Source organism: Micromonospora sp. NPDC005707 (assembly GCF_040631005.1).
Taxonomy (GTDB): domain Bacteria; phylum Actinomycetota; class Actinomycetes; order Mycobacteriales; family Micromonosporaceae; genus Micromonospora.
In genome coordinates this window covers 68,253-81,818 of record NZ_JBEXYR010000015.1, presented here as the reverse complement: position 1 = coordinate 81,818, position 13,566 = coordinate 68,253, and the positions used below count along the sequence as shown (strand labels likewise).

The window sequence follows — 13,566 nt, the reverse complement described above, 5'->3', positions numbered from 1 at the left end:
CGTCGCCTACGCGGGGTGGCGGGCGGGTGGCTACGGTGTACAGCGGGACACGGCGGAGGGACGGACCATGCGGGAAGCGGACCGGGAACTGGACCGGGCGGTCGGCGGGCGGCTGTGGCGGATGACGGGACTGGCCGCGGTGGCCGGGCTGGCCTGGGCGGCGCGGGACGTGCCCGCCCAGCTCGGCGGCCGGCTCACCGGCGCCCGCGCCGAGCGCGCGGCCCGCTCGCCGCGCTTCCGCGACGGCACCTTCCACAACCCGTCGGGCACCCGCAGCACCATGGTCGCCGACCCGGGCCGCAACCTGGTCAAGGAACTGATCTTCGGCAAGCAGAAGCGGCGGCCGGACAGCGCCGTTCCGCTGCTGCGCCCGGCCGACCCGGCACCGGCCGACCCGGCCCGCGAGCTGAGCATCGTCTGGTACGGGCACGCCTCCACGCTGGTCGAGATCGAGGGGCACCGGGTGCTGCTCGACCCGGTGTGGAGCGACCGCTGCTCCCCCTCGGCGCTGGTCGGCCCGCGCCGCATCCACGAACCGCCGGTACGCCTCGACGAGCTGCCCCGTCTCGACGCCATCCTCATCTCGCACGACCACTACGACCACCTCGACATGGCCACCGTGCGCGGGCTGCTCGAACACCAGTCCGCGCCGTTCCTGGTGCCGCTCGGCGTCGGCGCCCACCTGGACCGGTGGGGCGTGCCGAAGGACCGGATCATCGAGCTGGACTGGGCGGAGAGCCACCGCATCGGCGGGCTCACCCTCACCGCCACCGCCGCCCAGCACTTCTCCGGGCGCGGGCTGCGCCGCGACGGCACGCTCTGGAGCTCCTGGGTGGTGGCCGGCGCGCAGCGGAAGGTCTTCTACACCGGCGACTCCGGCTACTTCGACGGCTACGCCGAGATCGGCGCCGAGCACGGCCCGTTCGACGTCACGCTCATGCAGATCGGCGCGTACGACCGGGCCTGGCCGACCATCCACATGTTCCCCGAGGAGGCGGTCGCCGCCCACCTCGACCTGCGCGGCGGGCTGTTCGTCCCGGTGCACTGGGCCACCTTCAACCTGGCCCTGCACGACTGGTCCGAGCCGGTGGACCGGCTCTGGGCCGAGGCGAAGGCCCGGGACGTCCGGCTGGCCGTGCCCCGGCCCGGCGAGCGTGTCGTGGTGGACGAGCCGCCGGCGGTCGACGGCTGGTGGCAGGGCGTCGCCTGAGCCCGCGCCTCAGAGCACGAAGGCGTCCGTCCAGAGGGCGCCGGAGCGGCCGGAGAGCGCGTCCAGCATCGCCACCGCCTGCCCGTCGGTGAGCTGCGCGACGAAGTCGACGATCGCCCGACCGCGGGCCCGCCCGATCCGGTCCGGCGTACGCGGGTGCAGCTCCGCCTCGGCCAGCTCGACCAGGTCGTGCAGCCGGCGGGGCAGCCGGGACTCCTCCTCCGGGTCGAGCAGCCACTCCCACAGCGCCTCCACCAGGGTGCCCAGCAGCCGGGCCTGCCCCCGCTGGTGCAGGGCCAGGTCCGGCCGGGCCAGCACGAACCGGTGGTGCACGAACTTGAGCACCTGCACCTCGTGCCACTGCGGCTTGGCCAGCAGCACGTACCCGGAGCGGACGTCCGGCTCCGGGGTCACCGTGATGGCGTCGACGAAGCGGGTGGACCAGCGGGCGGAGAACCGGGCCACGTACTGCTCGGCCTCGATCGAGCCGTCGAAGGGTAGCGCCAGCAGGCCCTCCACCAGCTCCTCGCGGACGTGCTCGACGGCCGCGGCGAACGCCTCGTCGTCGGCGATCCAGGCGTCCTTGCGGTGCAGCTGGCGGCGCAGCCGCTCGATGGCCGCACCGGGGCGCCGGCCGGCCGTGGCCAGCGCCGAGGAGGTGATCGCCCGGAAGTGCCCGCACTCGCGCTGCCAGGCGGACAGCTCGGCGGCCACCGCACCCTGCTGGAGCACACCGACCCGGTAGAAGTCCTCCACGTCGTGGATGGCGTACGCGATGTCGTCGGCCGTGTCCATGATCGACGCCTCCGGCGTCTGCTGCCAGTCCGGGATCCGGCCGGCGAACGGCTCCCGGGCCTGCCGCAGGTCGTCCACCTCGGTCCGGTACGCGCCGAACTTCGCCGACCCGCTCTCCGGGTCGTCGAGCGGGCCGGCCGCGCCGCGCGGCGCCGGGTCCAGGTGCCGCGGGTGCGGGTCCGGGTGGTCCAGCCGGGTCCACGGGTACTTCAGCATCGCCGCCCGGACCGCCGCGGTCAGGTCCAGGCCGGTGGTCGCCGCGCCGCGGATCTCGGTGCTCGTGACGATCCGGTACGACTGGGCGTTGCCCTCGAAGCCGTCGGCCAGGCCCAGCCGCTGCCGGGCCAGCCGGTCCAGCACCCGCTCCCCCAGGTGCCCGAACGGCGGGTGCCCGAGGTCGTGGGCGAGAGCGGCGGCCTCCACCACGTCCGGGTCGCAGCCGCCCAGCTTCTCCAGCAGGTCCCGGTGGGCCGCGTCGGCGGTCAGCCGCTCGGCGACCGCCCGGGCCACCTGGGCCACCTTGAGGCTGTGGGTGAGCCGGTTGTGCACGAGCAGCCCCGACCCGCCCGGGCTGATCACCTGGGTCACCCCGTTCAACCGGGCGAAGAACGGCGACCCGACGATGCGGTCCCGGTCCGCCCGGAACGGGCTGGCCGCCAGGTCGCCGAGCGCCCGGGCACTTCCGCCGAAGAGCCGCCGGGCCCGCGGATCCGCAGCTTGTTCCATGATCGCCACGCTAGCGCAGGGTGCCCCAGGTCGCGATGCGCCTGCCCACCCCTGGTGCCCCTGTGGCGGATGGGCCCGGGCGGGTGCCGCGCGGCCGGCCGTGGCGGGACCGGCACAATGACTGCCGAACCCACCCGAGAAGGCGGATCAGATCGTGACCCAGTCTGTGCACCAGCGGATCGCCGAGGAACTCGGCGTCGCCGAACGCCAGGTGCGGGCGGCCGTCGAGCTGCTCGACGGCGGCGCCACCGTGCCGTTCATCGCCCGCTACCGCAAGGAGGCCACCGGCCTGCTCGACGACGCGCAACTGCGCACCCTGGAGGAGCGGCTGCGCTACCTGCGGGAGCTGGACGAGCGGCGCGCCGCCGTGCTGGAGTCCATCCGCGGGCAGGGCAAGCTCGACGAGGCCCTGGAAGCGCAGATCATGGCGGCCGACTCGAAGTCCCGGCTGGAGGACATCTACCTGCCCTACAAGCCGAAGCGGCGGACCAGGGCGCAGATCGCCCGCGAGGCCGGGCTGGAGCCCCTCGCCGACACGCTGCTGGCCGACCCGACGCGGGACCCCCGCGCCACGGCCGCCGACTTCGTCGACGCCGACAAGGGGGTGGCCGACGCCGCCGCCGCGCTCGACGGCGCGCGGGCCATCCTCATCGAGCGGTTCGCCGAGGACGCCGACCTCATCGGCACGCTGCGGGAGCAGATGTGGTCGCGGGGCCGGCTGGTCTCCCGGGTACGCGACGGGCAGGAGACGGCCGGCGCCAAGTTCGCCGACTACTTCGACTTCGCCGAGCCGTACCCGAAGCTCCCCTCGCACCGGATCCTCGCCATGTTCCGGGGCGAGAAGGAAGGCGTGCTCGACCTGACCATGGACCCGGAGGCCGACGGCGACTCCGACGCCGTGGTCACCGGCCCCACCCGCTACGAGGCGGCCATCGCCGGCCGGTTCGGGGTCAGCGACCAGGGGCGGCCCGCCGACAAGTGGCTCACCGACACGGTGCGCTGGGCCTGGCGTACCCGGATCCTCATCCACCTCGGCGCCGACCTGCGGCTGCGGCTGTGGCAGGCGGCCGAGGAGGAGGCCGTCCGGGTCTTCGCCACCAACCTGCGCGACCTGCTGCTGGCCGCGCCGGCCGGCGCCCGCCCCACCATGGGCCTCGACCCGGGCCTGCGCACCGGCGTGAAGGTGGCCGTGGTCGACGCCACCGGCAAGGTGGTCGCCACTGACACGATCTACCCGCACGAGCCGCGCCGGCAGTGGGACGCCTCCCTGCACACGCTGGCGACCCTGGCCGCCGCGCACGGCGTCGAGCTGATCGCCATCGGCAACGGCACCGCCAGCCGGGAGACCGACAAGCTCGCCGGTGACCTGATCAAGCAGCACCCGGAGCTGAAGCTGACCAAGGTGGTGGTCTCCGAGGCCGGGGCGTCGGTCTACTCCGCGTCCGCGTACGCCTCGCAGGAACTGCCCGGGCTCGACGTCTCGCTGCGCGGCGCGGTCTCCATCGCCCGCCGCCTCCAGGACCCGCTCGCCGAGCTGGTGAAGATCGACCCGCGTTCGATCGGCGTCGGGCAGTACCAGCACGACCTGTCCGAGGTGAAGCTGTCCCGCTCCCTCGACGCGGTCGTCGAGGACTGCGTCAACGGGGTCGGCGTCGACGTCAACACCGCCTCGGCCCCGCTGCTCACCCGGGTCTCCGGCATCGGCGCCGGGCTGGCCGAGAACATCGTGCTGCACCGGGACGCCAACGGGCCGTTCCGCACCCGCGCCGACCTGAAGAAGGTGCCCCGGCTCGGGCCGAAGGCGTTCGAGCAGTGCGCCGGCTTCCTGCGCATCCCCGGCGGCGCCGACCCGCTCGACTCGTCCAGCGTGCACCCCGAGGCGTACCCGGTGGTGCGCCGGATCCTCGCCCACACCGGCCAGGACCTGCGCGCGCTGATCGGGAAGTCGGCCATCCTGCGCGGCCTGCGGGCGACCGAGTTCGTGGACGACACCTTCGGCCTGCCCACCGTCACCGACATCCTCGCCGAGCTGGAGAAGCCCGGCCGCGACCCGCGCCCGGAGTTCCGGACGGCCACCTTCGTGGAGGGCGTCGAGAAGATCAGCGACCTCACGCCGGGGATGGTGCTGGAGGGCGTCGTCACCAACGTGGCCGCGTTCGGCGCGTTCGTCGACGTCGGCGTGCACCAGGACGGTCTGGTCCACGTCTCCGCCATGTCGCACACCTTCGTGAAGGACCCGCGCGATGTGGTGAAGTCCGGCGACGTCGTCCGGGTCCGGGTGCTCGACGTGGACGTGCCCCGCAAGCGGATCTCGCTGACGCTGCGGCTGGACGACGAGGCCCCGGCCGGGGGCGGGCGGCCGCAGGGTGGCGACGGGCGCCGCGACCGCGGTCAGGGCTCTGGTCAGGGCAGCCCGGGTGCGGGTCAGCGCGGTGGCCGGGGTGGTCAGAGCGGCGGCCGTCAGAGCGGCGGCGGTCAGGGCGGCGGCGGTCAGCGTGGTGGTCAGGGCGGCGGCGGTCAGCGGGGCGCCGCCCAGGGCGCCGGTTCGCAGGGTGGCGGTTCACAGGGCGGCGGTTCGCGGGACGCCGGTTCGCAGGGCGGCGGTGGCCAGCGCGGCGACCGAGGTGGCTCGCGCGGCGGGCAGCCGCAGCGACAGGGGCGCGCCGGCGGGGCCTCGGCGCCGGCCAACAGCGCCATGGCGGACGCGCTGCGGCGCGCCGGCCTGGCCTGACGTCGCGCGACACTGTCGAGCTGACGTCACGAACGGCACGTCGCGCGACGCCGTCGAGCTGACCTCACGAACCGCACGTCGCGCGATGCTGTCGAGCTGACCTCACGACCGCACGTCGCGCGGCGCTGTCGAGCTGACGTCACGAACGACTCAGCCCGACGGCGGACCCCGCCTCGAACCGGTCCGGCGAGCGGCCGGCGCTCCTTCGAGATCTTGGACAGTTGTCGTTCGCCCCGAACGGCAACTGTCCAAGATCTGGTGCCCTTGCCCGCCCGACGATCATGGCCGACCGGCTCGCACGACCGCGTCGCTGCGCCGACGTCACCGGCGACTCAGCTCGACGGCGTGACCCGGGGGATGGGCCGGTGGAAGCGTGGACGAGGTGGGGCGGGCGAGGCGCGTACCCTCGCGGGCGTGGGTGGGGACGACGGCCTGGAGTGGCGGGAGCGGCAGCGCCGCGCGGTGCGGGCGCACGCGGCGGCCGACGCCCGGCAGCGCGCCGCCGAGCAGGCGGAGGCCGCGGACCTGGTGGCCCGCTTCGCCACCGAGGCACTCCGGCGCGGGCTGCGCACCGAGCGGCTGACGGCGGCCGGCTACGACGGGCGCGGCCGCTACCGCACCCGGATCACCGGCTGGTACGTGGATCGGGCGCACAGCCGCGCCGTCGACACCGAGGGCCGCTTCTACCTGCTCGCCGTGCCGCCGAGCCTGCGGTCGCGGCTGTTCGGAGCCGACCCGGAGCCCGCGCCGCCGCCGCTGGTGGTCGGGCGGGGCGGCCGGGACGGCGATTCGGTGCCCCTGGCGACGCTGCTCAGCCTGCGTCTCGAGGCGGGCGACGACTGGCGCTGACCCGCGCCGGCCGGACGGCCCGCTGCCGCGGCGGCAGGCCGCGCGTGGACCGCCGCTCCACCCGTCGCCACCAGCAGAGCTGCACGACCAGGGTGAGCAGGCCGGCCAGCACGATGGCGGCGAGGTTGATCACGAGCTGGAGGGCCGAGCCCGCGGCCTCGTGCCAGACGCCGTAGGCCGCCGCGACCGCCACGTTCGCCGCCGCCGGCACGGTGGTCACCGAGATCAGCACGCCGACCAGCGAGCCGGACTTCTTCGAGGTCAGCGAGAGCATGCCGGCGATCCCGGCGAGCACGCCGACCACCCAGGAGAGCGCGTCCGGGCGCCAGATGAAGTCGGTGAGCGGGCGGTGGGCCAGCAGCATGTCCCGGCTGACCAGCCCGGCGGCGGTGAGCGCCCAGGTGCTCAGGACGGTGACCAGCATGGCGGCGAGGAAGCCGACCACCAGGGCCTGCACCGAGCGGCCGATGACGTGCGGCTGCCGGCGCAGCAGCGCCACGCAGAGCGCGGCGAGCGGGCCGAACTCCGGGCCGACCACCATGGCGCCGACGATCAGGATGGGCTGGTCGAGCAGCACGCCGATGCCGGCGATCATGGTGGCCACGGTGATCAGCGCCAGGAAGGTGCCGGTGAGCACCGTCTGCTCGCCGGTCTTCGCGGCGATCTCGTCCCAGACCACGGCGTCCTCGCCGTGCCCGGGGGCGTCCTCGGCGGCCTTGTCCGCCGCCGCGGACAGGGTCAGCTCCACGTCGTCGGCGGCGATCGCCCCGTGCGCCTCGACGCCCAACTCCTGGAGCCGGCGTAGCACGCCGTCGGCGCTCTCCCGCACCACGTCACAGGTGACGTAGTCACCGGCCGGCTGGCGGGCGGCCCCGGCCAGCACGACGAGGTGGGTGACGCCGGGGTCGGCCGCCAGCAGGTCGACGACCGCGCGCGACTGGTCCGGGGGCGCGATCACCCTCAGGTGCAGCACCGGTCACCTCCCCTGGTTCCGGCGGCCCAGCGCCGCCGGCCGCCGAACTCTACTCGTCCCGCCGCCGCTCAGGAGATGCCCGCGGTGCCCGACAGGATCAGGTCGGGGCGGTGTGCGGCATTACCTAAATGCCTCCTTGTCCGTTTTACCGGCCGTGACCAGTCGCCGCGATCACCGTTACCGACGCCTCCAGCCGGAGGCCCGATGAGCAGCCGCATCTACCTGTCTCCGCCCGACGTCGGCCCCCTGGAAGAGTCGTACGTTCTCCAGGCGCTCCGCTCCGGTTGGGTCGCCCCCCTCGGTCCGGAGGTCGAGGCGTTCGAGCGGGAGATCGCCGAACGGGTCGGGACCGCGCACGCCCTGGCCGTCAATTCCGGCACGTCCGCCCTCCACCTGGCGCTCCTGTCCCTCGGGGCGGGGCCGGGCACCGTGGTGGTCGCGCCGACGATGACCTTCGTCGCCACCGCCAACGCCGCGGTCTACACCGGCGCCGAGGCCGTCTTCGTCGACTGTGAGCAGGCGGACGGCAACATGGACGTGGCCGCGCTGGAGCAGATGCTGGACCGGCTGGGCCGGGCCGGCGGGAGGGTCGCCGCGGTGCTCGTCGCGGACATGTTCGGCAGCTGCGCCGGATACGACGAGCTGCTGCCGGTCTGCGCCGCCGCCGGGGTGCCGGTCGTGGAGGATGCGGCGCAGGCCCTGGGTGCGACGTACCACGGGCGTCCGGCCGCCTCGTTCGGTCGGCTCGGCGCCCTGTCGTTCAACGGCAACAAGATCATCACTACCTCCGGCGGCGGCATGCTCGTCTCCGACGACGCCGCGCTGATCGCCCGCTGCCGTCACCTTGCCACCCAGGCACGCGAACCCGTGGCCCACTACGAACACGCGGACGTCGGCTACAACTACCGGCTGAGCAACCTGCTCGCCGCGCTCGGGCGGGCCCAGCTACGCCGGCTGGACGGGATGATGCGCCGCCGGCGGCTGATCCGGGAGCGGTACGCCAAGCTCTTCTCCACCGTCCCGGGCGTACGCCTGCTGGCGGACGGCGACGAGGGGTCGAACTGCTGGCTGACCAGCATCGTGGTCGACCCGGACCGGTCGGGGTGGCGGGCGGGAGAGCTCGCCACACACCTCGGCGCGCAGGACATCGAGACCCGGCCGATGTGGAAGCCCATGCACCTGCAGCCGGTCTTCGCCGGTTGCCGGGCGGTGGTCACCGGCGTGGCGGAGGACCTTTTCGCCCAGGGCCTCACGCTGCCCAGCGGTTCCGTCCTGGACGACCGTCGCATGGCGCGGGTCGTCGGCGCCATCGAAGAGTTCCTGGATCGCCGATGACGATGGACTTCACGGTGAGTGGTCCGGATATTGGTCCGGCGCTCGTCGACGCTTCCTGCCCCGACGTCTACTTCACCTCTGGCTACGGTCGCGCCGCCGCCGTCGCGGAGGCGGGAACCTGGCGCATGGGGCACTGGCAGGACCGGATCCTCGTCCCCTACGTGATGCGGCCGATCGACGACGAGTGCGTCGACGGGGCCAGCCCGTACGGCTACGCCGGCATCCACGTGGTCGAAGGCTGCTCCCCCGGGGACCTGGCCAGCTTCTGGTCGCTGGCCATCGACCGGTGGCGGGAGATGGGCATGATCAGCCTGTTCCTCCGCTTCTCGCCGCTGGACCCGGAGGCGCTGGCGCTGGTCGGGCGTCTGGCGACAGTCCAGCTGACACGGCGCGGGGACACGATCGTCGTCCGGGTGGACCAGGGCGCAGGCCAGGTCTGGGACAGCATGCAGGGCCGATCCCGCACCGCGGTTCGCAAGGCGTGGGCCGCGGACATGGAGGCGACGATCCGCCCCGCCGGTCCGGACGATCTGGCACCCGGCTCGCCGTTCCGCCGCCGGTACGAGGAGACCATGGTGCGGCTGGGCAGTGCGCCCGGCTACTTCTTCCCCGACGCGTACTACCGGGAACTGTTGGACGGCCTGGGCAAGAAGCTGCACATCGCCGAAGTGCGCCGGGCCGACCGGGAGGTAGCCGCCGCCGCTCTGGTGATGCGGCATCGGGACCGCGCGCACTACCACCTCGCCGGTTCGGAACCGGAGAGCGCCCGGCAGGGCGCCAACAACCTCCTGGTCTGGACGATCCTCGAGTGGGCCGCCGAGAGTGGCTGCGCGACCGTCCACCTGGGCGGAGGAGTTCGCCCGGACGACGGGTTGTTCCAGTTCAAGCGCTCGTTCGGCGGTGAGCGAACCGCCTTCTGGACCGGCACCGTAACCATCGACCCGGGCAGGTACGACCTGCTCGTGCGCCGTCACGCGGACGCCACCGGACGGACCACCGACGAGATCAGCCGCTCGGGCTTCTTCCCGGCGTACCGAGCGAGGTGACCGGGATGTCCATGGACTGGCAGCGTGCCGCGAAGCGCGTCATCGACATCGTGGGCGCCGCGCTCATCCTCGCGGTCACCGCGCCGGCGTTCCTGATCGCCGCCGCGCTGATCCGTGTGGAGCTCGGGGCACCGATCATCTTCACCCAGCAGCGCACCGGCCGCTGGCTGCAGCCATTCCGGATCTACAAGCTCCGCACCATGACTGAGGAGCGGGACGCGCAGGGCCGCCTGCTCAGCGACGGTGAGCGGTGCCCACCGGTGGGTCGGCTGATCCGCCGACTGAGCATCGACGAACTACCCCAGCTGGTGAACGTGCTCCGGGGCGATCTGAGTCTGGTCGGCCCCCGACCGCTCCTGCCGCGATACGACCCCTGGTACACCGACCGGGAACGCCTGCGCTTCTCCGTCCGACCGGGCATCACAGGACTCGCCCAGGTGAACGGGCGCAACCATCTCGCCTGGGCCGATCGGCTCGAACTCGACGTCCGGTACGTCCTCGACTGGTCACTCCGGCTGGACCTGCGCATCATCCGCCAGACCTTCAGCAGGGTCCTGCGCGCCTCCGGACTGGCGGTCGACCCATCGGCCCGAATGCTCGATCTCGACGAGGAGAGGCGCGTGGCGTGCAACCGGTGACCGCCGAGGCGGTGGCCGTCGACCTCGACCACCGCGACGAGAAGGCCGTGCGCGGCGCAGTCGCGCTGCTGGCGGCGTCCGTGCCCGACGTCTGCGAAGGTCTGGTGGCCTATCACGCCACGGGGTACGCCGCCTTCCTCACCACGGCGCTGGCCCCGCCTCCGACGATGCGGACCGTGCTGCTGCGGGCGGTCATCGTGGACACTGCCGTGGCTGCCGTGGCGGACTGGCGGCTCCTTGACGACGTGCTGTTCCTCAACGGGATCGCGGTCCGCGCCACGAACCGGAACCAGGGGCACGGGTCGCGGCTACTGGACGACGGCGTACGCCTGGCGGGACACCTCGCGATGTCCGCGCTGGAGCTTGACGTCTCGCAGGACAACCCGGGCGCTGAGGCGCTCTACCTGCGGGCCGGCTTCACGGGCGTCAGCCAGGCCTGGTGGAGCGACGTGCGGGCGGACGAGACCCCGGGGAAGGACGCCGACGTACGTCTCCTGGACTGGCCGCTGTTCACCGCGCACCACCAGGCGTACGGCTTCGGCGACCTGACCGTCCGGCATCCCGCCCACCCGGCGGGCCGGCTGCGGCTGGTCGGCGCTGCGCTGCGGGTGCCGGACGGGCCGGTCGGGACGCGCCTCGCCGGCGCCCTGACCGATGTCCTGCGTCCCACCCGCGTGTTCACCATCCGCTCCACCGCCACCGCCACCGCGGACGGGGCGTTTGCCGCGTTCACCCGGATGCGGCTGCCCCTGCGCTAGCGCCGCCAGGCCGGTGGCCCCGGACGAGCCACCGGCCGCCGCGAACGACCTGTCAGACGGACCACGAGGAGGTGGGCGTGCGACCACTGCGGATTGCCGTCCTGTTGAAAACGAACCATGGCGGGCTCTGGATCATCCCGCAGGTGGAGGAACTCCGCCGTAGAGGGCACGAGGTGGTGGCGATCCTCCCGCCCGGCTCCGGCCGGCTGACCGAGGAACTGCGGCGGCGTGGTGTCGAGGTGCACGGCTCACCCTTCGACTTCCGCTTCCGGCCCGGGATCGCGACGCTGCGCGGCCTGTGGCAACTCCGGCGGCTCGTCCGTCGGCTTCGCCTCGACGTGCTGAACTACCACCTGTACGCGTCCGCGCTCGCCGCTCGCTTCGCCACCGTCGGTCTGCCGTTGCGACGGGTGCACATGGTGGCCGGACCGCTGTATCTGGAGTCCCCGCTGATCCGGGCGACGGAACGCCTGCTCTGGCGGCTGGACCACGTCACCATCTGCGGTACGGGTTACACCTCCCGGCTCTACGGCGCGCTCGGGTGCCCGGCGCTCCGTCGACCGGTGATGACCTACGGGGTGAAGACCGCACACTTCGCCAACCCGGAGGGGTCGGCCAGCCGGGAGGAAACCCGGGCCAAGGCCCGCGCCGAACTCGGCATCGAGGAGGACGTGTTTCTCGCCATCATGGTGGCGTACGTCTATCCGCCCCGGAAGTTGGTCTTCCAGGGACGCGGCATCAAAGGCCACGACGTGCTCCTGTCCGCGTGGCAGGCGTTTCACGAGCAGCACCCCCGCGCGCGGCTCCTGCTCGTGGGCGCCGGCTCCTCCCCTGCCGGTGAGGCCCACCGGCAGGAGCTGGTGGGACGCTTCCGCATCGACCGGGACACCAGCGTGACCTGGTTGACCTCCGTGGCCGACGTCCGGGACTGCTACCGAGCCGCCGACGTCAGCGTCAGCCCCTCGCTGTCCGAGGGGCACGGCGCCGCGTGCGAGGCCAGCGCGGCGGCGGTGCCGAGCATCGTCAGTGACGCCGGCGGACTGCCCGAGACGGTGGACGAGTCGACCGGGTGGGTCGTGCCGCGGGGTGACGCGACCGCGTTGGGTTTCGCGTTGCGAAGCGCGTATCGCGAGTTCGTCGGCGGCCAGCTTCAGGCACGTGGTGAACGGGCGCAGGAGTTCGCCGTCCGGCACTTCGACAACCGGACTGCGGCGGCCGGGGTCGCCGACATCGTGGAGGCCGCGTGCCGGACCGCCGCCGGGAGGCCGTGATGCGGGTCGTGGTGACGTCGGAGTCGCGGTTCAGCCGTACGCCGGACGGGCGGGTGTGGGTGGAGGCCGGACCGGCCAACCCGGTCTGGCGCCGCTACCTGGTGGCCTTCGACCAGGTGCGGATCGCCGCCCGGGTCCGCGACGTGCCGGAGGTGCCGGAAGCCGCAGCCCGGGTGGACGGCGACGGGGTCGAGGTCTGGCCGGTGCCGTACTACCTCGGCTTTCGCGGGTACCTGCGCCGCCGGTGGGCGGTCGCCCGGGCCGTGGCCGCTGCGGCCGGCCGGCGGGACGCGGTGATCCTCCGGGTTCCTTCCCCGATCGGGTCACTGCTGGCGGCCGCGCGGGACCGTGCTCGCCTGCCGTACGCCCTGGAGGTGATCGGCGACCCGTACGACGTTCTCGCTCCCGGCGTGGTGCGGCACCCGCTGCGGCCGCTGCTGCAGGTCGCGTCGACCCGTCGGCTCCGCCGGCAGTGCCGGGACGCCGCCGCGGTGGCGTACGAGACGGAGCGTCGCCTGCAGAGCCGGTACCCGGCCCTGCCTACGACACCCACAGCGGGCATCTCCAGCGTCGACCTGCCACCCCCGGCGTTCGTGCCGCACGCCCGTGCGGTCCGGCCGCCACTGCGGGAAGCGACCCTGGTCTCGGTCGGCTCGCTGGAACAGCTCTACAAGGGCATCGACACGCTCATCGAGGCGCTCGCGCTGATGCCTACCGCCGGGCTCCACGCGCGCCTGGTGCACGTCGGAGTGGGCGCCTACCGTCCCCACCTGGAACAGCTCGCCGCCCGACTGGGGGTCGCGGACCGGGTGACGTTCACCGGCCCCCTGCCCACCGTCGAGGCGGTCCGCCACCAGCTGGACGCGGGGGACCTCTTCGTGATGCCGTCGCGCACCGAGGGCCTGCCGCGAGCGCTCATCGAGGCGATGGCTCGGGCGCTCCCGGCGGTCGGCTCCACCGCGGGTGGCATACCGGAGCTGCTCGCCCCGGAACACCTCGTCGCGCCCAACGATCCCGCCGCGCTGGCGGCCGCCGTCACGGGCGTCCTGACCGATCCCGAAGCGCTGGCCGCCGCCTCGGCCCGCAACCTCGCCCGGGCTCACGACTTCTCCGCCGAGACCCTCGACGCCCGACGTGTGCAGTACTACCGGGCGGTCGCCGAAGTCACCGAACGGCGGCAGACGCGCCCCGGCGCGCCGTTGACTCTGACGCCCTCCCGCTGACCGGGGCGTAC

At 73.6% G+C, this 13,566-nt stretch carries 11 protein-coding genes; 9 read left to right on the top strand and 2 right to left on the bottom strand.

What is annotated here, in order from left to right:
- Positions 1-67 precede the first annotated feature (67 nt).
- The gene (locus tag ABZ452_RS25950; RefSeq protein ID WP_357947937.1) at positions 68-1,210 is read left to right on the top strand and encodes an MBL fold metallo-hydrolase; all 1,143 of its coding nucleotides are present in this window, start codon (positions 68-70) and stop codon (positions 1,208-1,210) included.
- 9 nt (positions 1,211-1,219) lie between these two features.
- On the opposite strand, the gene dgt is transcribed toward ABZ452_RS25950, so the two are convergent.
- Entirely contained in the window at positions 1,220-2,731 is a 1,512-nt protein-coding gene (dgt, locus tag ABZ452_RS25945; RefSeq protein WP_357947934.1) for a dGTP triphosphohydrolase, read from the bottom strand.
- 154 nt (positions 2,732-2,885) lie between these two features.
- Between dgt and ABZ452_RS25940 the strand changes: the two genes are divergently transcribed.
- Together ABZ452_RS25940 and ABZ452_RS25935 are read left to right on the top strand one after the other, a co-directional pair.
- On the top strand, positions 2,886-5,462 hold the full coding sequence (locus ABZ452_RS25940; RefSeq protein ID WP_357947931.1) for a Tex family protein: 2,577 nt from the start codon (positions 2,886-2,888) through the stop codon (positions 5,460-5,462).
- Between the two features lie 414 nt (positions 5,463-5,876).
- Positions 5,877-6,311 carry a hypothetical protein gene (locus ABZ452_RS25935; protein ID WP_357947928.1) on the top strand — a complete coding sequence of 145 codons (435 nt, stop codon included), beginning with the start codon at positions 5,877-5,879 and terminating at the stop codon, positions 6,309-6,311.
- On the opposite strand, the gene ABZ452_RS25930 is transcribed toward ABZ452_RS25935, so the two are convergent.
- The gene (locus ABZ452_RS25930) at positions 6,274-7,284 is read right to left on the bottom strand and encodes a DUF389 domain-containing protein (protein ID WP_357947926.1); all 1,011 of its coding nucleotides are present in this window, start codon (positions 7,282-7,284) and stop codon (positions 6,274-6,276) included. The genes ABZ452_RS25935 and ABZ452_RS25930 overlap by 38 nt on opposite strands.
- 204 nt (positions 7,285-7,488) lie before the next feature.
- On the opposite strand from ABZ452_RS25930, the gene ABZ452_RS25925 reads away from it, so the two are divergent.
- The 6 genes from ABZ452_RS25925 to ABZ452_RS25900 all read left to right on the top strand — a co-directional run bounded on the left by ABZ452_RS25925 (position 7,489) and on the right by ABZ452_RS25900 (position 13,555).
- Entirely contained in the window at positions 7,489-8,619 is a 1,131-nt protein-coding gene (locus ABZ452_RS25925; protein ID WP_357947923.1) for an aminotransferase class I/II-fold pyridoxal phosphate-dependent enzyme, read from the top strand.
- On the top strand, positions 8,616-9,665 hold the full coding sequence (locus tag ABZ452_RS25920; RefSeq protein WP_357947920.1) for a GNAT family N-acetyltransferase: 1,050 nt from the start codon (positions 8,616-8,618) through the stop codon (positions 9,663-9,665). The genes ABZ452_RS25925 and ABZ452_RS25920 overlap by 4 nt, the downstream gene beginning before the upstream one ends.
- Before the next feature lie 5 nt (positions 9,666-9,670).
- Entirely contained in the window at positions 9,671-10,303 is a 633-nt protein-coding gene (locus tag ABZ452_RS25915; RefSeq protein WP_357947918.1) for a sugar transferase, read from the top strand.
- On the top strand, positions 10,291-11,061 hold the full coding sequence (locus ABZ452_RS25910; protein ID WP_357947916.1) for a GNAT family N-acetyltransferase: 771 nt from the start codon (positions 10,291-10,293) through the stop codon (positions 11,059-11,061). Before ABZ452_RS25915 ends, ABZ452_RS25910 begins: the two co-directional genes overlap by 13 nt.
- Before the next feature lie 77 nt (positions 11,062-11,138).
- Positions 11,139-12,332 carry a glycosyltransferase gene (locus ABZ452_RS25905; protein ID WP_357947913.1) on the top strand — a complete coding sequence of 398 codons (1,194 nt, stop codon included), beginning with the start codon at positions 11,139-11,141 and terminating at the stop codon, positions 12,330-12,332.
- Positions 12,305-13,555: a glycosyltransferase gene (locus tag ABZ452_RS25900; protein ID WP_357947910.1), complete on the top strand. Its 1,251-nt coding sequence runs from the start codon at positions 12,305-12,307 to the stop codon at positions 13,553-13,555. Before ABZ452_RS25905 ends, ABZ452_RS25900 begins: the two co-directional genes overlap by 28 nt.
- Positions 13,556-13,566 lie beyond the last annotated feature (11 nt).